The organism is Streptomyces sp. NPDC058758, assembly GCF_042746075.1.
In the GTDB taxonomy this organism is placed as follows: domain Bacteria; phylum Actinomycetota; class Actinomycetes; order Streptomycetales; family Streptomycetaceae; genus Streptomyces.
The window spans coordinates 338,297-359,925 of sequence record NZ_JBHYPS010000004.1 but is presented as its reverse complement, the minus strand read 5'-3'; the positions used below and the strand labels follow the sequence as shown (position 1 = coordinate 359,925).

General features: G+C 73.1%; 21 protein-coding genes and 1 pseudogene. 10 read left to right on the top strand and 12 right to left on the bottom strand.

Annotated elements, in window-relative coordinates; all coding sequences use genetic code 11:
• Nucleotides 1–8: 8 nt before the first annotated feature.
• Complete coding sequence (locus ACFW6A_RS08065; protein ID WP_351841714.1) at nt 9–251, bottom strand: hypothetical protein; 243 nt, start codon at nt 249–251, stop codon at nt 9–11.
• Nucleotides 252–516: 265 nt separating this feature from the next.
• Between ACFW6A_RS08065 and ACFW6A_RS08060 the strand changes: the two genes are divergently transcribed.
• Nucleotides 517–1,371: an ABC transporter substrate-binding protein gene (locus ACFW6A_RS08060; protein ID WP_386639386.1), complete on the top strand. Its 855-nt coding sequence runs from the start codon at nt 517–519 to the stop codon at nt 1,369–1,371.
• A 181-nt stretch (nt 1,372–1,552) separates the two neighbouring features.
• Here the strand turns inward: ACFW6A_RS08060 and ACFW6A_RS08055 are convergent, their stop codons facing one another.
• Both ACFW6A_RS08055 and ACFW6A_RS08050 read right to left on the bottom strand, forming a co-directional pair.
• Complete coding sequence (locus ACFW6A_RS08055; protein ID WP_351841799.1) at nt 1,553–1,978, bottom strand: MerR family transcriptional regulator; 426 nt, start codon at nt 1,976–1,978, stop codon at nt 1,553–1,555.
• Nucleotides 1,979–2,129: 151 nt separating this feature from the next.
• Nucleotides 2,130–2,729: a hypothetical protein gene (locus ACFW6A_RS08050; RefSeq protein ID WP_351841710.1), complete on the bottom strand. Its 600-nt coding sequence runs from the start codon at nt 2,727–2,729 to the stop codon at nt 2,130–2,132.
• Between the two features lie 267 nt (nt 2,730–2,996).
• On the opposite strand from ACFW6A_RS08050, the gene hemL reads away from it, so the two are divergent.
• The 8 genes from hemL (at nt 2,997) to ACFW6A_RS08010 (ending at nt 11,207) form a co-directional block, all read left to right on the top strand.
• Entirely contained in the window at nt 2,997–4,304 is a 1,308-nt protein-coding gene (gene hemL, locus ACFW6A_RS08045) for a glutamate-1-semialdehyde 2,1-aminomutase (protein WP_351841708.1), read from the top strand.
• A complete protein-coding gene (locus ACFW6A_RS08040; protein WP_351841706.1) occupies nt 4,301–4,996 on the top strand; it encodes a histidine phosphatase family protein in 696 nt (231 codons plus the stop codon). The genes hemL and ACFW6A_RS08040 overlap by 4 nt, the downstream gene beginning before the upstream one ends.
• Before the next feature lie 197 nt (nt 4,997–5,193).
• Nucleotides 5,194–6,450: a hypothetical protein gene (locus ACFW6A_RS08035; protein ID WP_386639383.1), complete on the top strand. Its 1,257-nt coding sequence runs from the start codon at nt 5,194–5,196 to the stop codon at nt 6,448–6,450.
• A 77-nt stretch (nt 6,451–6,527) separates the two neighbouring features.
• Complete coding sequence (locus tag ACFW6A_RS08030; RefSeq protein ID WP_351841702.1) at nt 6,528–7,142, top strand: TlpA disulfide reductase family protein; 615 nt, start codon at nt 6,528–6,530, stop codon at nt 7,140–7,142.
• A 4-nt stretch (nt 7,143–7,146) separates the two neighbouring features.
• Nucleotides 7,147–7,884, top strand: coding sequence for a cytochrome c biogenesis protein CcdA (locus ACFW6A_RS08025; protein ID WP_351841700.1), 738 nt, complete (start codon nt 7,147–7,149; stop codon nt 7,882–7,884).
• Nucleotides 7,884–9,566: a cytochrome c biogenesis protein ResB gene (locus tag ACFW6A_RS08020; protein WP_351841698.1), complete on the top strand. Its 1,683-nt coding sequence runs from the start codon at nt 7,884–7,886 to the stop codon at nt 9,564–9,566. Before ACFW6A_RS08025 ends, ACFW6A_RS08020 begins: the two co-directional genes overlap by 1 nt.
• Entirely contained in the window at nt 9,563–10,642 is a 1,080-nt protein-coding gene (ccsB, locus tag ACFW6A_RS08015) for a c-type cytochrome biogenesis protein CcsB (RefSeq protein WP_351841696.1), read from the top strand. The genes ACFW6A_RS08020 and ccsB overlap by 4 nt, the downstream gene beginning before the upstream one ends.
• 37 nt (nt 10,643–10,679) lie before the next feature.
• On the top strand, nt 10,680–11,207 hold the full coding sequence (locus tag ACFW6A_RS08010) for an SRPBCC family protein (RefSeq protein WP_351841694.1): 528 nt from the start codon (nt 10,680–10,682) through the stop codon (nt 11,205–11,207).
• A 3-nt stretch (nt 11,208–11,210) separates the two neighbouring features.
• Here ACFW6A_RS08010 and ACFW6A_RS08005 read toward each other — a convergent pair whose 3' ends face one another.
• From ACFW6A_RS08005 to ACFW6A_RS07975, 7 genes and pseudogenes are all read right to left on the bottom strand, one after another.
• On the bottom strand, nt 11,211–12,686 hold the full coding sequence (locus ACFW6A_RS08005; protein WP_351841692.1) for an MFS transporter: 1,476 nt from the start codon (nt 12,684–12,686) through the stop codon (nt 11,211–11,213).
• A 43-nt stretch (nt 12,687–12,729) separates the two neighbouring features.
• Entirely contained in the window at nt 12,730–13,959 is a 1,230-nt protein-coding gene (locus ACFW6A_RS08000; protein WP_351841690.1) for an aromatic acid exporter family protein, read from the bottom strand.
• Between the two features lie 101 nt (nt 13,960–14,060).
• A complete protein-coding gene (locus tag ACFW6A_RS07995; protein WP_386639379.1) occupies nt 14,061–15,593 on the bottom strand; it encodes an ABC transporter substrate-binding protein in 1,533 nt (510 codons plus the stop codon).
• 4 nt (nt 15,594–15,597) lie between these two features.
• Nucleotides 15,598–17,658, bottom strand: coding sequence for a hypothetical protein (locus ACFW6A_RS07990; protein ID WP_351841686.1), 2,061 nt, complete (start codon nt 17,656–17,658; stop codon nt 15,598–15,600).
• 23 nt (nt 17,659–17,681) lie between these two features.
• Nucleotides 17,682–17,984 (bottom strand): annotated as a pseudogene (locus ACFW6A_RS07985) (hypothetical protein); the annotation flags it as partial.
• A gap of 116 nt (nt 17,985–18,100) precedes the next feature.
• The gene (locus tag ACFW6A_RS07980) at nt 18,101–18,565 is read right to left on the bottom strand and encodes a nucleoside deaminase (protein WP_386639376.1); all 465 of its coding nucleotides are present in this window, start codon (nt 18,563–18,565) and stop codon (nt 18,101–18,103) included.
• Between the two features lie 89 nt (nt 18,566–18,654).
• Nucleotides 18,655–19,275, bottom strand: a complete 621-nt coding sequence (locus ACFW6A_RS07975) for an NAD(P)H-dependent oxidoreductase (RefSeq protein ID WP_351841683.1) — start codon at nt 19,273–19,275, stop codon at nt 18,655–18,657.
• A gap of 165 nt (nt 19,276–19,440) precedes the next feature.
• Between ACFW6A_RS07975 and ACFW6A_RS07970 the strand changes: the two genes are divergently transcribed.
• A complete protein-coding gene (locus ACFW6A_RS07970; protein WP_386476981.1) occupies nt 19,441–20,361 on the top strand; it encodes a DMT family transporter in 921 nt (306 codons plus the stop codon).
• On the opposite strand, the gene ACFW6A_RS07965 is transcribed toward ACFW6A_RS07970, so the two are convergent.
• Both ACFW6A_RS07965 and ACFW6A_RS07960 read right to left on the bottom strand, forming a co-directional pair.
• Nucleotides 20,267–21,172, bottom strand: coding sequence for a LysR family transcriptional regulator (locus ACFW6A_RS07965; protein WP_386639373.1), 906 nt, complete (start codon nt 21,170–21,172; stop codon nt 20,267–20,269). The genes ACFW6A_RS07970 and ACFW6A_RS07965 overlap by 95 nt on opposite strands.
• 49 nt (nt 21,173–21,221) lie before the next feature.
• On the bottom strand, nt 21,222–21,590 hold the full coding sequence (locus ACFW6A_RS07960; protein WP_351841677.1) for a PLD nuclease N-terminal domain-containing protein: 369 nt from the start codon (nt 21,588–21,590) through the stop codon (nt 21,222–21,224).
• Nucleotides 21,591–21,629: the final 39 nt, after the last annotated feature.

The window sequence follows — 21,629 nt, the reverse complement described above, 5'->3', positions numbered from 1 at the left end:
CTCGGGCCTCAGCGCAGGCGGCCGCCGGAGGTGAGGGAGAGCCGGGAGACGACCTGGCCGAAGGCCAGCTCCTCCGCGGGGGTCAGCGGCACCGACTCCTGCGGGTGCCAGACGCGGTCCATCGGCGTCAGCGAGCGGATCCGGCGGGCGCGGGCGCGCAGGCCCGTCGCCAGCCACACGCCCGTCGCGACCGCGAGCACGGCGAAGAGGGTGAGGACGCGGGGGTCGGAGAACTGGCCGGGCACGGACATGGCGTTCACTCCAGGGCGAAGGGGCCGGCGCGCGGCGCACGCGCCGGCAGGGGGCGTGCGGGCGCGGCGGCGCGGACGATTCCTGCGGCTTCCTCCCGACCCGTTCAGTTAACACCACCCTGGGGGACTTTCGGCAGGGGGCCCGGGACCAAGGTCCCGGCCGCGGGGGGCGGGCGGGGGCGTCCCGGGAGGCCCTCTTGTGCGGGACGGGGAACCGTTCGAAGGTGGCGGCGGAGGCAGATTCCGGCCGGGAGGGAGCAGCCGCATGTCCGGAACGGGTGCGCGCGGATGGGGTTTCGCGGACGACAGGGGAGTGGAGGCGCGGTCGCCGGGGCGGCCGGCGCGGGTGGTCGCCTACGTGCGGGCCGGGGCCGCCCTGCTCGATCTGGGGGTGGCGCCGGTCGCGGTCTACGGCTCCGGGCACGACGGGGCGGAACCGGATCCGGCGAAGGACGGCGGGCTCGCGGCGGCGGGGGTGCCGTACCTCGGGCCGGGGCGGGCGCTGGACGGGGAGCGGCTGCGGGAGCTGCGGCCGGAGCTGGTGGTGGACGTCACGTACGACGGGAAGAGCCCGTACGCCGTGGACGAGGAGCTCGCCGAGGGACTCGGGGTGCCGCTGGTGGCGCTCTCCGTCGGCAACGACCTGGGCCTGCCGGAGATCATCGGCCGCTTCGGGGAGCTGGGGGCGGCGCTGGGGGCGCAGGGCCCCGGGCCGGGCGCGGGCGTGCCGGCGGAGGCGGAGGAGGCGGTGAGGGCGGCGGCCGCGGCGGCCGGGGCCGGGTGCGGGGTGCTGGCGCTCTCCGGGGGCGGCGCCGAGCAGGTGCACCTGGCGCGCCCGGAGGCCTGGCCGGAGCTGGCGCGGCTGGCCGAGCTGGGGGTGCGGCTGCTCGACCCCGGCCCGGGGCCCGGCGCGAACTGGCTGACCACCGGCTGGGAGCGGGCCCTCGCCCTCGCCCCGGCGCTGGTCCTCTACGACAGCCGGGCCCACGCGAGCCGGCCCGAGGGCCCGGAGCGGCTGCCGGCCGGGGCGCGGCTGGTGCCGTGGAACCCCGAGATCCCGCCGAGCCCGGCCGCCTATGCCCGCTTCTTCCACGCGCTGGCCGGGACCTTGGGCGGCTGAACGGGATCCCGTGGCCGGGATTCCGGATCCGAGATCCCCCGCCCCGGGATTCCGGATCCGAGATCCCCCGCCCCGGGATTCCGGATACGGGATTCCACGCCCCGGGATTCCGTATCCCGTGCGCCGGGATCACGGCTCCCGGCTCCCGGAGCCCGGATGCGGGACCAGCGGCAAGGCCCGTTCAGGTCGTGAGGCAGGAGCGGAGGGAGGTGGCGAACTCCTCGGCGCGGGCGAGCTGGAGGCGGAGGTCGGCGACGCGGGCGGCGGCGGCCTCCTCGTAGCGGCGGACGCGGGCGAGCAGGAGCTCGCGTTCGGCCGGTTCGAGTTCGCCGTCCGTGCCGGGGAGGTCGGCGGCGAGGCGGTCGACCGAGGTGAGGAGTTCGCGGGTCTCGTCGAGGCCGAAGCCGAGCGGCTGCATGCGGCGGATCACCATCAGCCGGGCCACGTCGGCGTCCGTGTAGAGGGGGAAGCCGCCCGGCGAGGCGGCCGAGGGGACGACGAGGCCGCAGTCCTCGTACTGCCGGATGGTGCGCAGGGGGAGTTCCGTGCGGGCGGCGACCTCGGAGATCTGCAGGGGCTCGCCGGTGGCGGCGCGGGCTCCGGGCATGCGGGGCGCGGTCGTTCGTACTCCGGTCACGACGGGGTCCTCCTCGGTGCGGCGGCGGACGGTGCTTCTGCGAACCAATCTCCGTGTATTACATCCGATTCGTCCTAATTTCATGCGCTATGACGGTCGGAAACGCGGAGAGAGCCAGCCGTCAGGGCCAGACCAGGCAGTACGGCTGGTGGCCGGCCTCGTGGAGGCGGACGGAGAAGTCCTGCCACTCGTGGAGCAGCTGGTAGACGTCGAAGGCGTCGCGCGGGCCGCCGCGGTCGGGGACCGTGGACCAGATGAAGGCGGCGGCGCCGACCGACTCCTCGCCGATCGCGCGCAGCGGGTCGACGACGGTCGTGGGGAGCTTCACCACGGCGTAGTCGGGGTGCAGGACGACCAGCTCCAGCGGGGGGACCTTGTGGAGGGGCAGGCCCTGGATGCCGGTGAGCACCATCGCCGCTATCGTCTCGGGCTTGATCTTGGAGAACATGCCGCCCATGCCCAGCTCGTCGCCGCCCAGCTCCTCCGGGCGCATCGAGATCGGGACGCGGGCCGCCGTGGCGCCGTCGGGCGCGCCGAAGTACTTGTACGTCACCGCCAAGCTGCGGCTCCCGAGGGGCGGGTCGGCCGGGGGATGTTCCGGGGACGCGCGATTGTCCGGCGCGGTCGGGTCCTCGGCCCGCCGCCGCCGGTGCCTCCCCCGCCGGACAGGCTCAGGACCCAGGTCGTCCGTCCCCTCGCCCGGTCCGCCACCGCGATGCATATCTCCACCCGACTGCTTTTTCTCGGCAACACGACCCCGCCGCGCAACCCGATCATCGTGTCAGTGACCTCCCCCGCGTTCCTGCGGTGAAACACCTGTCCGCAAGAAACGCCGCGGCCTCTGACACCATGGATCGCGTGAGCCAACCCCATGAGGTCCCTGCCGCCACAGTTTCGCAGACGCGGAGGCAGGACGCCCCGGCGTGATGCACAGGGTGCCCACACCGTCCCTCCGTACCAGACGTCGTACTCGCAGGTCAGGATCACTGTGTCGTATTCATACGAAGCCCCAGTCTCACAGACGCTTTTCGACCGCGCTTCCCTTGTGACGCCCGGCGGCGTGAACTCACCGGTGCGGGCCTTCCGGGCCGTGGGCGGTACGCCCCGGTTCATGGTGTCCGGTACCGGTCCGTACCTCACGGATGCGGACGGTCGCGAGTACGTCGACCTCGTCTGCTCCTGGGGGCCGATGATTCTCGGCCACGCCCACCCCGAGGTGACCGCCGCCGTGCAGGCCGCGGTGGCCCGCGGCACCTCCTTCGGCACGCCCGGCGAGGGCGAGGTCGCGCTCGCCGAGGAGATCGTCGCCCGCGTGGAGCCGGTCGAGCAGGTGCGCCTGGTCTCCTCCGGCACCGAGGCGACGATGTCCGCGATCCGGCTCGCCCGCGGCTTCACCGGCCGCGCGAAGGTCGTCAAGTTCGCCGGCTGCTACCACGGGCACGTGGACGCGCTGCTCGCCGCCGCCGGCTCCGGCGTCGCCACCCTCGGCCTGCCCGACACGCCCGGCGTGACCGGCGCGCAGGCGGGCGACACGATCGTGCTGCCGTACAACGACCTGGAGGCCGTGCGGGCCGCGTTCGCCGCGCACCCGGGCGAGATCGCCTGCGTGATCACCGAGGCCTCGCCGGGCAACATGGGCGTCGTCCCGCCGCTGCCGGGCTTCAACCGGGGGCTCGCGGACCTGTGCCGGGAGAACGGCGCGCTGTACATCTCCGACGAGGTCATGACCGGCTTCCGCACCAGCCGCGCCGGCTGGTACGGCGTGGACGGCGTCAAGGCCGACCTGCTGACCTTCGGCAAGGTCATGGGCGGCGGCTTCCCGGCCGCGGCCTTCGGCGGCCGCGCCGACGTCATGGCCCACCTGGCCCCGGCCGGCCCCGTCTACCAGGCGGGTACCCTCTCCGGGAACCCGATCGCCACCGCCGCCGGCCTCGCGCAGCTGCGGCTGCTCGACGACGCCGCGTACGCGAAGGTGAACGCGGTCTCGGAGGAGATCCAGGGGCTGGTCACCGGCGCGCTCGCCAAGGAGGGCGTGGCGCACCGGCTGCAGACCGCGTCCAACATGTTCTCGGTCTTCTTCACCGCCGACGAGGTGCGGAACTACGACGAGGCGAAGCGGCAGGAGGCCTTCCGCTTCAACGCCTTCTTCCACTCGATGCTCGCGGACGGCGTCTACCTGCCGCCCTCGGCCTTCGAGTCGTGGTTCGTCTCGGCCGCCCACGACGAGCGCGCGATCGAGCGGATCGCCGCCGCGCTGCCCGCCGCCGCCCGCGCCGCCGCGGAGGCCACGGCATGAGCGACGACGCGAAGGACCCGCGGGACGTCACCGTCGTCCACCTCATGCGCCACGGCGAGGTGCACAACCCGGACGGCGTGCTGTACGGGCGCCGGGCCGGCTATCACCTCTCCGAGCTGGGCCGGAAGATGGCGGACCGGGTGGCCGAGTCGCTGGCCGGGCGGGACGTCACGCACGTCGTCGCCTCCCCGCTGGAGCGGGCGCAGGAGACGGCCGCGCCGATCGCCAAGGCGCACGGCCTGGACCTGGCCACCGACGAGCGGCTGATCGAGGCGGCGAACGTCTTCGAGGGCAAGACCTTCGGCGTCGGCGACGGGGCGCTGCGCCGCCCGGCGAACTGGAAGCACCTCACCAACCCGTTCCAGCCGTCCTGGGGCGAGCCGTACATCGAGCAGGTCGTGCGGATGATGGGCGCGCTGGACGCGGCGAAGGACGCGGCGCGCGGCCACGAGGCGGTGCTGGTCAGCCACCAGCTGCCGATCTGGATCGTGCGGTCCTTCGTGGAGCGGCGCCGGCTGTGGCACGACCCGCGGCGCCGGCAGTGCACGCTGGCCTCGCTGACCTCGTTCACGTACAGGGGCGACAAGATCGTCTCGGTCGGGTACAGCGAGCCGGCGATCGACCTGGTGCCGGTGCACCTGCGGGCCGGGGCCAAGCCGGTGAAGGGCAGCCAGAAGGCCTTCGGGGCGTAGGCCCCCGGTCCGGCGGCCGCGCCGACTGGACAAGGCGCGCTTGACGGGACATCGTCAGGGCGGTCGGAGGAAGTTCCTCTCCGGCCGCCCTGAAATTTTTGTGCGAGTGACCGGAACCTCCGTGTTCCTCCCTGCATCTCACTCATTGTCGGTTTGGATGATGTTTCGGGTCATACAACAGCGCGAATGGGGATGACATGCGCGGGATCAGTCGAAGGGGCCTCCTCGGAGCGGGTGTCGGAGCTGCGGCGGCGCTCGGGATCGCCGGGTGCGGCGACAACGGCAAGGGCGAGACGGGCAGTTCCGGACCGGCCAAGGGAGGAGCCCCCTCGGGCGGTACCGACCCCGCGACCCAGGCCCCGACCAAGGACGCGGTCCGCCTCATCGGCGACGGTTCCACCGCCGACACCGGCGAGCAGCCGCACCAGCCCGACGCCCCCGTCCCGCTCGAACCCGGCCAGACCCCTCCCCAGTTCGTCGTCTTCTCCTGGGACGGCGCCGGCGAGGTCGGCAACGGCCTCTTCCCCCGCTTCCTCGAACTGGCCCGCAACCACGACGCGGCCATGACCTTCTTCCTCTCCGGCATCTACCTGCTGCCCGAGTCCAAGAAGGACCTCTACCGGCCGCCGAACAACCGCGTCGGCGCCTCCGACATCGGCTACCTCGCCGACGAGCACATCAAGGACACCCTCAAGCACGTCCGCCAGGCCTGGCTCGACGGCCACGAGATCGGCACCCACTTCAACGGGCACTTCTGTGGCGGCTCCGGCTCGGTCGGCAACTGGACCCCGGCCCAGTGGCAGAGCGAGATCGACCAGGCCGTGAAGTTCGTCACCGAGTGGAAGACCAACAGCGGCTGGACCGACCTCGACCCGCTGCCCTTCGACTACACCAAGGAACTCGTCGGCGGCCGCACCCCCTGCCTCCTCGGCCAGGACAACCTGCTGCCCACCGCCAAGCGCCTCGGCTGGCGCTACGACGCCAGCTCCCCCGGAGGCCGCCAGACCTGGCCCGTCAAGCGCAAGGGCGTCTGGGACTTCCCGCTCCAGGCCGTGCCCTTCCCCGGGCACTCCTTCGAGGTCCTCTCCATGGACTACAACATCCTCGCCAACCAGTCCCGGAACAGCACCAAGGGCATGCCGTCGCGCTACCCCGGCTGGCGCAAGCAGGCCACCGACGCGCTGGTCGGCGGCTTCACGCGCGCGTACGAGACCAACCGCGCGCCCTTCTTCGTCGGCAACCACTTCGAGCAGTGGAACGGCGGCATCTACATGGACGCCGTCGAGGAGGCGATCAAGGCGATGGCCGGGAAGAAGGACGTCCGGCTCGTCTCGTTCCGCCAGTTCACGGACTGGATGGACGTCCAGGACCCGGCGATCCTCGCCCGGCTGCGCACCCTCGACGTGGGCCAGAAGCCGGCCGGCGGCTGGGCCTCGTACCTCACAGCCGCTTAGGCGATCTTGACAAGGGGCGTTACGGGCACGTAGGGGGGTGCCCAAGATCCCCCAAACGCCCATGCGAAACTTTTCACATGAGCCTTAGCCGTGGCCTCCGTCCTGCCCCCCGACGCGCCCTCGCCGCCGTCGGCGTGCTGTCCGCCGCCCTCGTGCTCTCCGCCTGCGGCGGCGACGACAACGGCACCTCCGGCGGCGGCAACACCAACTTCGTCACCAGCAAGGGCGGCATCTCCACCGTCCCCAAGGGCGAGCGCACCGGCATCCACACGATCGCCGGCGAGACGCTGGAGGGCGAGAAGCTCGACGTCGCCGACCTCAAGGGCAAGGTCGTCGTCCTCAACGTCTGGGGCTCCTGGTGCGGCCCCTGCCGCGCCGAGGCCCCCCACTTCGTCAAGGCCGCCAACGACCTCAAGGGCCAGGACGTGGCCTTCGTCGGCCTCAACACCCGCGACGCCAACAAGCAGCAGGCGCTCGCCTTCGAGGCCGACTACAAGGTCCCCTACCCGAGCCTCTACGACCGCGACGGCAAGCTGATCCTCTTCGGCTTCCCCAAGGGCACCCTCAGCCCCAAGGGCATCCCCTCCACCGTCGTCCTCGACAAGGAGGGCAAGATCGCCGCCCGCGCGCTCATGGCCGTCGACGAGACCAAGCTCCGCTCCATGATCGACCCGCTTCTCAAGGAGAAGTGAGCCGGTGAACGAGACCGTCACCAGCGGAGCCCTCCTGCTCGCCGTCCCCGTCGCCCTCCTGGCCGGCCTGGTCTCCTTCTTCTCCCCCTGCGTGCTCCCGCTCGTCCCCGGCTACCTCTCGTACGTCACCGGCGTCTCCGGCACCGACCTCGCCGAGAGCCGCCGCGGCCGGATGACCGCCGGCGCCGTCCTCTTCGTCGCCGGCTTCACCGCCGTCTTCGTCTCCGGCGGCGCCCTCTTCGGCTACTTCGGCGCCACGCTCCAGGAGTACAGCGGGACGCTGAGCACGATCCTCGGCGTCTTCATGATCCTCATGGGTCTCTTCTTCGCCGGGCTGATGCCGTGGTTCACCCAGCGCGAGTTCCGCTTCCACCGCAAGCCCGTCGCCGGACTCCTCGGCGCGCCCGTCCTCGGCGCGCTCTTCGGCATCGGCTGGACGCCGTGCATCGGCCCGACCCTCGCCTCGGTCAACGCGCTCGCCCTCGAACAGGCCAGCGCCGGACGCGGGGCCATACTGGCCCTCGCGTACTGCCTCGGCCTCGGCGTCCCCTTCGTCCTCGCCGCCATCGCGTTCCGCAAGGCCCTCGGAGCGTTCGGCTGGGTCAAGAAGCACTACGTGTGGGTCATGCGGATCGGCGGCGGCATGATGATCGTCACCGGTGTCCTGCTCCTCACGGGCGTCTGGGACAGCATGGTCTCCACGATGCAGGGCTGGTCCAGCGGTTTCACGGTGGGAATCTGATGAGCAAGACCGACACGACCGAACAGCGCGACGGCCTCGGCGACGCCGGAGAGCAACTGTCCACCGCGCCCCGGGAGGAGGCCGTCGGCGGCCCCACCCTCGGGGTCGTCGGCTGGATCCGCTGGTTCTGGCGCCAGCTCACCTCCATGCGGGTGGCGCTGATCCTGCTCTTCCTGCTCTCCCTCGGCGCCGTCCCCGGCTCCCTCATCCCGCAGACCAGCGCGGACGAGATGAAGGTCGCCGACTTCAAGCGGGCCCACGAGACCCTCACCCCGCTCTACGAGAAGCTCCAGCTCTTCGACGTCTACAGCTCGGTGTGGTTCTCCGCGATCTACATCCTGCTCTTCGTCTCCCTCATCGGCTGCATCGTCCCGCGCACCTGGCAGTTCGTCGGCCAGCTCCGCGGCCTGCCGCCGGGCGCCCCCAAGCGGCTCACCCGCCTGCCCGCGTACACGACCTGGCGCACCGGGGCCGACCCCGACGAGGTCCACGAGGCGGCCCTCGCCGTCCTCAAGGGCCGCCGCTTCCGGGCCCGTACGGCCGGGGACGCCGTCGCCGCCGAGAAGGGCTACCTCCGCGAGGCCGGCAACCTGCTCTTCCACCTCGCGCTCATCGTGATGCTGGTCGCCTTCGCCTGGGGCCAGCTCTTCAAGTCCGAGGGCGGCAAGCTCGTCGTCGAGGGCGACGGCTTCTCCAACACCCTGACCCAGTACGACGACTTCAAGTCCGGCTCCCAGTTCGGCGTCGACGAGCTGGAACCGTTCAACTTCACCCTGGACAGCTTCACCGGCACGTACGAGAAGAGCGGCCCGCAGCGCGGCACCCCCCGCACCTTCGAGGCCGCCGTCACCTACACCCGGGGCGACGGCACGGACAAGAAGGCCGTCATCCGGGTCAACGAGCCGCTGAAGATCGGCGACTCCAAGGTCTACCTGATCGCCCACGGCTACGCGCCCGTCGTCACCGTCAAGGACGGCCGGGGCCGGACCGTCTACCGCGGCGCCGTCCCGCTGCTGCCCATCGACAACAACATCACCTCCACCGGCGCGATCAAGGTGATGGACGGCTACCGCGACAAGAACGGCGACAAGGAACAGCTCGGCTTCAAGGCGTTCTTCGTGCCGACCTTCGCCGGAGCCGGCAAGGGCAGCATGTTCTCCCAGTTCCCCGGGCTCGACTTCCCCGTGATGGCCCTCACCGGCTACCACGGCAACCTGCGCGTGGACTCCGGCCTGCCGCAGAACGTGTACCAGCTCGACACCTCCAAGATGACCCAGTTCAAGGTCGACGGGGGCACCGGCGTCGCCCAGCGGATGCGGCCCGGCGAGACCATGACCCTGCCCGACGGCGCCGGCTCGATCACCTTCGAGAAGGACATCAAGGAGTGGGCGAGCTTCCAGGTCTCGCAGCAGCCGGGCAACGGCCTCGCCCTCACCGGCGCGGTCGCCGCGATCGCCGGCCTCACCGGCTCGCTCTTCATCCAGCGGCGCCGGATCTGGGTCCGCGCCGTCCGCGGCGAGGACGGCACGACCGTCGTCGAGATGGCGGGCCTCGGCCGCAGCGAGTCCGCCAAGCTGCCCGAGGAGCTGGCCGATCTCGCGGTCGCGCTCACCGCCCAGGCGCCCCCGGCGCCGGAACCTGCCGAAGCCGAAGCAGAAGCATCAGAAGGGGCCGAGAAGTGATCCTCGCCGCCGAGACCAACGAGAGCCTGGCGCAGATGAGCAACACGCTCGTCTACTCCTCGATGGCCGTCTACACCCTGGCCTTCCTCGCCCACATCGCCGAGTGGGTGTTCGGCAGCCGCAGCAAGGTCGGCCGCACGGCCGCCGCGCTGACGACGCCCGCCGCCCCGGCCGCGAAGGTGACCGTCCAGGTCAAGGGCGCGGGCGGCACCACGGTCCTGGACCGGCCGAAGGTCGTCACCCGGGCCGCGGCCGGCACCCGCGACGTCCCCGACGGCCCCGGCGCCGCCGGCGGCACCGTCAAGGGCGACCTCTACGGCCGGATCGCCGTCTCGCTCACGGTCCTCGCCTTCGCCGTCGAGGCGGCGGGCGTGGTCTCCCGCGCGATCGCCGTGCAGCGCGCCCCCTGGGGCAACATGTACGAGTTCTCCACCACCTTCTCCACGGTGGCGGTCGGCACCTACCTCGGCTTCCTGCTCGCCAAGAAGAACGTCCGCTGGATCGGCCTCCCGCTGGTGACCACGGTCCTGCTCGACCTGGGCCTCGCCACCACCTGGCTGTACACCGAGAGCGACCAGCTGGTCCCCGCCCTCGACTCGTACTGGCTGTGGATCCACGTCTCCACCGCCATCTTCTGCGGCGCCGTCTTCTACCTCGGCGCGGTCGCCACCCTGCTGTACCTCTTCCGCGACTCGTACGAGAACAAGCTCGCCAACGGCGGCACGCCGAGCGGCTTCGCCCGCTCCGTCCTGGAGCGGCTGCCCTCCGCGGCCTCCCTCGACAAGTTCTCCTACCGGGTCAACGCCGCGATCTTCCCGCTCTGGACCTTCACGATCATCGCGGGCGCCATCTGGGCCGGCGACGCGTGGGGCCGCTACTGGGGCTGGGACGCCAAGGAGGTCTGGTCCTTCATCACGTGGGTCGGCTACGCCGCCTACCTGCACGCCCGCGCCACCGCCGGCTGGAAGGGCCGCAAGGCCGCGTACATCGCGCTCATCGCCTTCGGCTGCTTCCTCTTCAACTACTACGGCGTGAACATCTTCGTCAGCAGCAAGCACTCCTACGCCGGCGTCTGAGCTGGCACGGCCCCCCTCCGGGGGCCACGCTGGAGGTATGACCGAGATACCCCGGGGCAGGAGCGAGACCCACGACGGCGACACGCACCTGCTGAGGTACGCGATCGAGCTGCCGCACCCGCAGGCGGCGGTCTGGGCGAGGGTCGCCTCGCCCGAGGGACTGCCGTCCTGGCTGTGCGAGGCGGACCCGCTGGAGCCGCGGCTGGGCGGGAAGGTCGTCCTGCGCTGGCTGAACGGCGACACCGAGGTCTCCGGGCGGGTCACCGCCTGGGACCCGGACCACGTGGCCGAGTACACGGTCGACGCCCCGCACGGACGGATCCGGTTCCACCTGGAACCGGCCGGCGGCGGGGCGTCGACCGTGCTGCGCTTCACCAACGAGTTCCGCGGCGACCGCGACCTGCTCCTCGACGCCCTGGCCGGCTGGCACGACCACTTCGAGCGGCTGGGCGACGCGCTGGACGGCCGCCCGACCGACTGGCGGCAGTGGACGACGGGCCGCTGGAACGAGCTGCGCGAGCTGTACGCGCGGGACACGGCCCCCTGGCCGAAGTGGGTGCCCTAGGGCCTAGGCCCTGTCGTCCCGGACCACCGAGAGCGGTTCGGCGATGTCCTCCAGCGAGCGGCGTTCCGCGTTCACCGCCAGGAAGGCCGCCACGACGCCCGCCGCGCACATCAGCGCGGCGCCGATCTGGAAGGCCAGGACCGTGTCGCCGACCACGCCCGACTCCGTCAGCTCGGCGAAGACCAGCGGGCCGCTGATGCCGCCCGCCGCCGTGCCCAGCGCGTAGAAGAAGGCGATGGCCATCGCGCGGGTCTCCATCGGGAAGATCTCGGAGACGGTCAGATAGGCGCTGGAGGCGCCGGTCGACGCGAAGAACAGCACCACGCACCAGCAGGCCGTCAGGGTCGTCGCGGTCAGCGAGCCGCGGTCGAAGAGCCAGGCGGTCCCGAAGAGCAGCAGGCCCGACAGCAGGTAGGTGCCGGAGATCATGATCCGGCGGCCGACGGTGTCGAAGAGCCGGCCGAGCAGCAGCGGCCCCAGGAAGTTGCCCGCCGCGATCACGGCGAAGTAGTAGCCGGTGCTGCCGGTCGGCACGTCGAAGAAGGTGATGAGGATGGTGCCGAAGCCGAAGGTGATGGCGTTGTAGAGGAACGCCTGGCCGATGAAGAGCGACAGGCCGAGGACGGCGCGCCGCGGGTAGCGGCCGAAGACGGTCCTGGCGATCGTGCCGAAGCCGATGCTCTTGCGCTGGTGGATGGTGATCTCGCCGGCCGGCGGCGGCAGCTTCTCGCCCTTCTCCGCCTCGATCTCCTTCTCGACCGAGGTGACCAGCGCGTCGGCCTCCTCGCCGTGTCCGTGGATGAACTGCCACCGTGGGCTCTCCGGCACGTGCCGCCGGACCAGCAGGATGACCAGGCCGAGGACGACGCCGAGGGCGAAGCTGAGCCGCCAGCCGAGGTCCTTCGGGAAGATGTCGGTGTCCAGCATGACGATCGACAGCAGGGCGCCGCCGATGGCGCCCAGCCAGTAGCTGCCGTTGATGATCAGGTCGACCCGCCCCCGGTAGAGGGAGGGGATCAGCTCGTCGATCGCCGAATTGATGGCCGCGTACTCGCCGCCGATGCCGAAGCCGGTGAGGAAGCGGAAGAGGAAGAACCACCAGGACTCGAAGGACAGGGCGGTCATCGCCGTGGCGCCGAGGTAGACGACCAGGGTGACCATGAACAGCTTCTTGCGGCCGTAGCGGTCGGTCAGCCATCCGAAGAACAGCGCGCCCGAACAGGCGCCCGCCACGTAGAGCGCGGCGGCCACGCCGGTGACCTGGGCCGCGGTGATGTCGAGGCCGCTGCCCTCCTCGGCCAGCCGGCCGGCGACGTTGCCGACGATGGTGACCTCGAGGCCGTCGAGGATCCAGACGGTGCCGAGGCCGATGACGATCATCCAGTGCCAGCGGGACCAGGGAAGGCGGTCGAGTCTGGCCGGTACGGCGGTGGTGACCGTGCCCGTCCCGGCGGGCACGGAAGAAGACGGCGCGCTCATGGTGCTCCTCTCGTCGCCGGGCGGGTGCTCCCGCCGCGGGTGGTCATGCGTCGGCGCGGGCCCGGCGGCGGGTGTCCAGCCGGTCGCGCAGGGTGAGCCGGCGGCGCCGGTCGCGGCGCTCGCGGACCCGCCGGTCCAGCTCCTCCATCAGCCGCCGGCCCCGGTGCTCGGGGTCGAGCTCGTCCAGGATCCGGTCGACCTCGGCGAGCAGCGCCCCGTACAGCTGCCAGCGGCCGGGGTCGGCGAGGGCGAGGGCGAGGAGCCGTTCGGCGGCGTCGTCCCGGCAGGCGCGGGCGGCCCGCAGCTCGCCCGCCAGGCGGGTCTCCGCGGCCTCGGCGCCCTCGCTGCCCCGCGCGGTGACGAGGACGGCGAAGCTGACGAGGGCGTCGGCGGTGTACTGGGCGGTCTCCCGCACGGCGAGGGCGGCCCGGTCCGGCAGCAGCTCCTCCCCGTCGCGGTGTTTGGCCAGGTCGGTGAGGGTGCGGGCGAGGACCCGGAGGACGACGGCGCAGATCTCCAGGGTGTCGAGGCCGGTGCGCAGCACGACGCTGTGGAGGAGGCCCTCCTTGACGCGCGGGTTGAGCCGCAGGCTGTCCTCGGCGGTGCGCAGCGCCCCGTCGACGTCGGCGACGTCGTTGTCGAGGCGGCGGGCCTCGTGGAGGCGTTCGGCGGCCTGCTCGACGGGCGGCGCGCCGGTGAACTCGTCCGCCACGTCGAGGAGCAGCAGGCGCATCCGGCGGGCCAGGTCCTCGATGGAGTCGCCGGCGGTGTCGACCCAGACGGGCGGGACGAGGAAGAGGTTGAAGAGCATGCCGACGACGGCGCCGATGAGGGTCTCCAGGACCCGGTCCCAGGCGGTGTCGGAGACCTGGGTGACGCCCAGGACGAGCATGGCGCTGATCGCGACCTCGGGGACGAACTCCTCGACCCGGACGAGCCGCCCGACGAGCAGCGAGGCCAGGATGACCAGGGCGAGGCTCCACCAGGACAGGCCGACGACGACGCTGAACGCGATGGCGATGAGGACGCCGACGACGACCGAGTTCACCCGGCGGAGGCTGGTGGTCAGGGTGGAGTAGAGCGTGACCTGGACGACCAGGAGCGCGGTGAGGGGCGCGGTGAGGGGGACCGGCTCGCTGCTGAGCCGCAGGGCGACGACGTAGCTGAGGGTGGCCGCCGCCGTGGACCGCACGGTCTGCACGGCGAACGGGTCGCGGCGCAGGCGGGCCAGGAGCCCGCCGTCCCGGTCGTGCCGTCCTCCGCCGCGTGCCACGTCCCACCTCGTCCCGTCGCCGCCCCGGAGGGGCCCTCTGGACGACCGCCTGCCCGGACGGCCGCGCGCTCATGCGCGGATACGGCCGGGCGGACGCGAGGTCACCCCCGCTTGGGCGGCAGGCAGCTCGTCGCCGGGGGCTCGCCCTCGGGCCAGGCGGTCCGGACGAAGCGCTGGGTGCCGTCGGGGGCCAGCTCCACGATGGGCACGGCCTTGTTGTACGGGTTGCCGTGGTTGTCGAGGCAGATCCAGCCGCTCGCGCCCTCGACCCGCAGCGAGCCCTTGACCTGCGGCCACTGGGTGCCGACGTCGGCGAGCTCCGGGTAGGGGGCGTCGGCCGGGGTGGCCTGGCGGATGGCGTGGACGGCCGTGGCCATGGCGTCGTACGCGATGATCGCCTGCCCGTCGCGCAGCGGTATCGGCTTCGGGTCGGCGCGGGCGATGTCGGTCAGGAAGGTCTCGAAGGCGACGACCGAGCCGCCGGTGCCCGGCACCGGCCGGCCCGCCGCGGGCTTCCAGGCGTCGGGGTGGGCGAGGGCGGCGTACCGGACGGTCAGCTTCTTGCCGAGGGCCGCGCGGTTGAGCTTGGTGTCGGCGCCGAGGTACGAGCCCTCGTCGCCGGTCAGGACGGTGAAGGCGCGGTCGGCGCAGCCGCGGGAGCCGAGCGCGTTGACGAACTGGCGCAGCTGGGTGTGGCGGCCGGCGAAGAAGACGGTCTCGGCGCGGGTGTCGCAGATCAGGTGGGTGATCTGGCGGAAGGTGTTGGCGGTGGTGCCCTCCTCGGTGTTGTCCTGCGGCGAGGTGTAGAGCTGCGGTTCGTAGGGGGCGCCCTTGAGGGAGGCGGCGAAGGCCGTCCGCAGGGTGTCGATGTAGTGGTCGCCGGTGCGGGAGTCCTGGACGAGGATGGCGCGGGCCGCGTCGACCTCGCCGAAGTGGGCGAGGGCCTTCGCCTCGTCGCTGTTGGTGGGGGAGACCCGGGCCAGGCCGGGGAAGCGGTCGCGGCCGGGGCCGTTGGCGAGGTCGTCGGCGGTGATGGTGGTGCCGACGACGGCGATCCCGGCGCCGGTGAGGGCGGTGACCGCCTCCCGCACCTCGGCGGAGGAGGTGGCGACGCCGGAGACGGCGCGGAGCCGGTCGGGGGCGCCGGTCATGGCGGTGAGCCGGTCGACGGTCGTGCGCCAGTGGGCGTTGCGGTTGCCGGTGTTGGCGAGGACGAGCCGGATCTTGGGGGTCTCGCTGTTGGACTCGTGGTTGGCCCGGTACTGGTAGGCGTAGGCGCCCTGGAGTTCGCGGAGGATCTTCTCGCGGGTGCCGGGGTCGGTGGCGGTGAGGGGGAGCAGGACGGCGACGGTGGCGTACTCGCCGGCCTTGAGGGTGGCGTTCTCGCGCCCGATGGCGGCGGTGATCGCGGTGAGGGCGGGGACGCGGAAGTCGTGTCCGGTCCCGTCGACGCCGACGCACTCGGTGCTGCCGGCCGGGCGGGCGACCCCGGGGGCGCAGGAACGGTCCTCCGGTTCGGCGATCACGTAGAGGCCCCAGCCGCCGAGCCCGACGACGAGGGCGGTGGCGACGAGGGTGCTGAGGAGCTTCTGCCGGGGTGTCCAGAAGAAGCGGCGGCGCAGCCGGTCGAGCATGGCGTCAGACTCCGTCCTCGCGTCCGGGCGGCAGCGAGGGCTCCCGCCAGGCGCGGATGTCGCGCGGCCAGTGGCCGGCCGCGTCCCACAGTGGACCGCTGCCGGTGAGGTGGCGGCCGGAGAGCCGGCGCAGTTCGTACGCCAGCCGGTCGGCGACCTCCTCGTCGGGCAGCGTGAGCGGATCGGTGAGCAGCCACAGGGCGTGCAGCAGCCGCCGCAGGGAGAGGTGCAGTTCGGCGGCGTCGGGTCCGAGGCCGTCCGGGAGCGCCGGGTCGGCCTCCTGGCCGAGCGCGATCGCCCGGCGCGGGTCGGGCCCGGTGCGGCCCCGCTCGCGCGGATAGGGGGCGGCGGCGACGAAGCGCAGCACGCCGAGCCAGCCGAGGACGTCGGGCCCGGGGAAGGTGAGCCGCAGGTGGGCGACGGCCTCCGCGGTCTCGCCGAGGGCCAGGTCGTGGTGGAGCCGGTACGGGCCGGGCTGCGGCCCGTAGTGCCGGCGGAGGGTCTCGTGGACGGCCCGCCAGGCGGAGTAGCCGGGGTGGTCGCCGTCCTCGAAGCGGAGCCGGTGCAGCAGCAGGGCGCGCAGCAGCGGGTCGCCGACGAAGTGGCCGGGGTGCTCGGCCCAGTGCTCGGCGCGCAGCCGGTCGCGGACCCGGAGGGCGACGTCGCCGTCGAGGGACTCGGCGGGCAGCCGGGCCTGGGCGAGGCGGCGGGCGGACTCCTCGTCGTGGGCGGCGGCGAGCACCGCGTACGGACCGGTCCTGGCCACCGGCAGCAGCGCGGTCAGGAGGGCGGGGGCGACCGGCACGGGGGCGGTGTCCTCGCGGAGTTCCACGGCGAGGTCGAGCAGGTCGCCGGGGGTGAGGACGGCGCGGGCCGCGGGCGGGGTCTCGCCGGCGGCCCGGGCGAGCAGGTCGACGCCGAGCGGGCGGCCGCCGGTGAGCCGGTGGACGGCCCGGGAGAGCGCGGCGGGGGCGCGGCCGTCCGGGTCGTGGCGGTCGAAGGCGGCGCGGGTCTGGGTGGGGGTGAGCGGGGTGAGGTCGACGGCGAGGAGCCCGGAGCCGACCCGGGCGGTGCGGGGGCAGGGCGCCTGGTGGGCGGTCTCGGGCAGCCGGAGGCGGGTCGCGTGGCGCAGCGCCTCGTCCTCGCGCGGCCGGGAGGCGGCGAGGACGACGGTGTGGTCCCGGCGGCCGGTGGAGCGGGCGCGCAGAATCGGTTCGACCAGGGCGCGTCCGACGGGTTCGTGGGCGTTGTCGAGGAGCAGCAGGGGCCGGCCGACGCGGCTGCCGAGGTGCCGTCCGGTGTAGGCGCGGAGCAGGTCCTCCGTGAGGGTGAGCGCCAGGAAGGACTCGGCCTCCTCGCGGCGCGGCCCGCCCTGCGCGAAGTCGACGGCGAGCTGCTGGAGTCCGGCGCGCCCGCGCCCGCCGGCGTTGCGGTAGCCGCCGAACCAGTCCTCCGGCGCCTTCCGGAACCGGCTGAAGAACTCCTCGACGACCGTCTCGACGGTCGCCTCCGCGATCAGCCCGGCGAAGGGCGCGCCGGCCTCGGCGGCGGTGCCCGCCAGCTTGGCCAGGACCTTGCCCACCCAGGAGGCGGCGGCGGCCCGCCCGGCGTCCACGGTGGCCAGCAGCGGCCCGAGCCGCAGCAGGTCGCGGCGGGCCCGCTCGTCGTCGTCCCGGGTCCAGCCGACCGAGGTGACGGCGACGAGCCCGAGCGAGAGCCGCGGGAAGGGCACGGGCCGGACGGCCTCGCCGCGCAGGCCGAGCTGCACGGCCAGCTCTGCCAGCGCCCCGGTGACGGGGGACCAGCCGGCCCCGTGGTCGGCGGGCTCCTCGACGGCGGCGCAGTCGAGGAGCGCGAGCGGGGTGAAGCCGCGGTAGCGGTTGCGGACCTCCTTGAGCAGCACGGTCTTGCCCATGCCGCGCCCGCCGGTGAAGACGGTGACCGGCGGGTCGTCGCCGTGCTCGAAGGGCACCCGCCCCTGGCCGTACGCTCCCAGGCCGACGAGCCGTGCGGCGAGCCCGCGCGGATCGAGGACCGCCTCGCGGCCGTACAGCTCTCTGTGCACCCGCCACCCCCGTCGCAGTCAACTCAAGGATATCGACCGCGTGTTGGGAACTGGAGGGGCTTTTCGGGTCTGTTGCCGAGGTGTTGTCGGCCCGCGGCGATGGCGTCGAGCCGGGACCGCGGGTACCCGTGGGACTCGACGCCGTCGATCGGGGTCCCGGGCGTGCACTCGTAGAAGTACACCAGCGGCATCAGCTCCTCGCCGGGCGCCTCGGCCGGCGGCGGCAGCACCCGGTGCCGCCCCGGACGCCACCGCCCGCCCGTCCGGCTCGCCATCAGGTCACCGATGTCGAGGGTGAGGGCGGCGGGGTCGTACGGCGCGTCCTGTGACCAGCGGGAACCCCGCCTCGCGCAGCGCGCGGTCGACGGCGGGCAGCGCGCGGTCGACGGCGGGCAGCTGGGGCGCGGGGGCGCGGGAGAGGCCGATCGTGGGCAGGCCCGCTTCACTCGTCGCCGATGTCCTCGTTCCACAGGGCCGGGTGGGCGCCGATGAACTCCCGCATCAGCGCGGCGCATTCGGGATCGTCCAGCACGACCACCTCGATCCCGTGCCCGGCCAGCCACTCCTGCCCGCCGCGGAAGGTCCGGTCCTCCCCGACGACCACCCGCGAGATCCCGAACTGCCGCACGAGCCCGGAGCAGTACCAGCACGGCGACAGCGTCGTCACCATCGTCGTCCCCCGGTACGACCGCTGCCGTCCGGCGTCCCGGAAGGCGGCGGTCTCCGCGTGCGCGGACGGGTCCCCGTCCTGCACCCGCCGGTTGTGCCCCCGCCCGAGCAGCGCCCCGTCGGCCCCGTAGAGCGCGGCCCCGATCGGGATCCCCCCTCCGCCGAGCCCGGCGCGAGCCTCGGCGAGGGCGGTGGCGAGCCAGCGGCGTGCCTGTTCCTGGTCCAGAGGGGAGTCCATGAGGGGAGCCTTCCCCGGCGGGCCGGGAGGATCACGCCCGGTGCGGGCCCCTTCCGGGGAGAGGGGCCGACGGCGCGGCGGTTCCGGGGTCAGACGCCCGCGGGGGTCCTCTCCTCGTGGGGGAAGAGGGCGAGGGGGGTGGGGCTCTCGAAGAAGGTCCGGGCGCGGAGGAGGGCCTGTTCGTCGGCGCGGATGCGGCCGGGGCGGGAGGCGGTGCCGAGGAGGACGCCGCCGAAGCGCATGCGGAGGTAGGCCGCCGAGTGGTGGAGGGCGGTGGTGAGGCCGTCCGCGACCTCGTGTTCGTCGTGGGCCATGGCCGTCACCCCCCAGAGGGTGCGGCCCTCCATGCGCTGCTTGAAGTCGGAGTCCGGGACGTTCAGCCAGCCCGACCAGTAGTCCAGGTAGCGCTTGGTCTGGGCGGAGAGGGTGTACCAGTACAGGGGGGAGACGATGACGATGTCGGTGGCCTCCAGGGTGGCCCGGAGGAGCCGCTCCTCGGCCTCGCCGGCCCGGTGGCCGGCCTCCTCGTGGCGGCCGTCCCGGAAGTCGGGGAGGGACAGTTCGTTGAGGTCCACCCAGTGGCGCGGGACGTCGGCGGGGAGGTGGGCCGCCGCCTCGCGGGCCAGGAGTTCCGAGTTGCCGCCGGAGCGGGAGCTGCCGAGGACGAAGAGGAACGAGCGGTCCGGTCCGGTGGTGGTGTCGAGGGGCATGGGAGCTCCTGGTTCGTGGGTGCGCGGGCGGGCCTTTCCTGGGGAAACTAGCCCTCGCGCGCGGGTATTCCGCTTTAGCGCATCGTTTTTGCCGATGGGCCCCATCGGGAGGACGCCCCAGTGGGCCGTGGACCCGCGCCCGGGGCCCTTCGTAGCGTCGGTCCCATGAGAAACGAGACCAGGGGAACCCTTGAACTGACCCTCGCCATGGTGCTGTCGGGCACGCTGGGCGTCTTCGTCGTCGAATCGGGCGCCCGGCCCTTCGAGGTGGTGTTCTTCCGGTGCCTCTTCGGGGCCCTCGCGCTCGGTCTGTACGCCCTGGTCCGAGGCTACTTCGCCGGACACGGGTTCACCGCGCGTTCGTTCGGACTGGCCCTCCTCGGCGGGGTGTTCATCGTCTTCAACTGGGTCTTCCTCTTCGAGGCGTACGCGGCCGCCTCGATCTCGCTCGCCACCGTCGTCTACCACACCCAGCCGTTCTTCCTGGTGCTGCTCGGCGCGCTCTTCCTGCGGGAGCGGATCCCGGCCGGGAAGCTGGGCTGGCTCGCGGTCGCCTTCGCCGGCCTGGTGCTGGTCTCCGGGGTGCGGCCGGGGGACACCGGTTCCCTCGCCGGGCTCGGGTACGCGCTGGCCGCCGCCGTGCTGTACGCGCTGGCCACCTTCGTGACCAAGCGGATCACCGGCGTGCGGCCCCATCTGATCGCCCTCGTGCAGGTGACCGCCGGGGTGCCGCTGCTGCTGCCCCTCACCGACTTCGGCGCGCTCTCCGGCCTCGGGGCCGGGTGGGGGTGGCTGGCCGGGCTGGGGATCGTCCACACCGGGCTGATGTACGTCCTCATGTACGCCGCCTACGCCAAGCTGCCCACCCCGAAGATCGCCGTGCTCGCCTTCACCTACCCGGCGGTCGCGATGGTCGTCGACTGGGCGGTGTACGGGCACCACATCGGGCTCGTGCAGGCGCTCGGCGTCCCGCTGATCGTCCTCGCCGGCCTCAGGGTGACTCTCGGGCGAGGCGCCGCGCCTGCTCCACGAACAGCCGCACGTGTGCCGGCAGCCGCTTCCCCCGCCGCCACGCGAGCTGGGTGAAGAGGGTGAACGGCGCCTCCCAGTCGAGCGCCACCACGGCCCCGGACGCCAGCTCCTCCCGGACGGTGATCCGGGGCAGCAGCGCGATCCCGAGGCCCGAGGCCACCGCCCGCTTGCTCGCCTCGATCGTCCCGAACTCCAGGAAGTCCGGGCCGCCGCCCGCCGAGCCGGACGTGCCCGCCGTGCTCGCCAGCTCCGCCTCGAAGAGGTCCCGGTAGGCGCAGCCCGGCTCGGTGCCGATCAGGCCGGCGCCGGCGAGGTCGGCGGTGGTCAGGGCCGTACGGCTCGCGAGCGGGTGGCCGGGGGCGGCGATCAGGGCCAGCGGTTCGGGCGCCAGGACCTCCGACTCCAGGCCCTCGTGCTCGGTCCCGGCCTCCATGAGGAAACCGAGGTCGTACGCGCCCTGCCGCAGCGCCTGCCGGGTCGCGTCGCCGAGCGTGGGGCGCAGGGCGAGCCGGACGGCCGGGTGGCGGTGGTGGACGTACTCCAGGAGCGGCGGGAGCCGGTAGGTGGTGAGGGACTCCATCGTCCCGATGGTGATCGTCCCGGCGGGCTCGCCGGCCGCGACCGCCGCCCGGGCCTCCTCGGCCAGCTCGGCCATGCGGCGCGCGTACGGCAGCAGCCGCTCGCCGGCCTCGGTGAGCCGGATGCGGCCGCCGAGCCGCTCGAACAGCTCGGTGCCGAGGGAGGTCTCCAGGGCGCGGATCTGGCCGGTGACGCTGGACTGGGCGTACCCCAGCTCGGCGGCGGCGCGGGTGAAGGAGAGGACTTCGGCGACCTTCTCGAAGGTGGCGAGGAGCCGCAGCTCCATCAGGCGGCCCGGCCCCTCGGGCGGCCCGGCTCCCTGGGCGTCCCCGTCCTCACGCGTCCTTCTCCTCGCCGCCCTCTTCGCGGCGCTTGAGTTCGTCCTCGCGGCGGCGCAGGTCCGCCTCCCAATCCTTGAGGAGGGCCTCGTCGTCGGGCTCGCTCTTCCCCAGCGACTTCAGGAACTCGGGATTGTCGTCCGGCGCCACCCAGCCGCCGGCCCGCCGGCCGGCGCCGCCGACGCGGTGCCGCTCCTTCCCGGCGACCAGCCAGCCCACCGAGCCGACCAGCGGGAAGAGGAGGATCACGAGGACCCAGACCACCTTGGGCAGGTGCTTGACCTCGTCCTCGGGCGTGTTCAGGCAGTCGATGAAGGCGTAGATGAGCAGCGCCAGCGGCAGGATGAACATCAAGGCCCTGAGCATGTGGTGCGGCCCCCTGGAAGCGGTGGCGGGGGCGCGTCG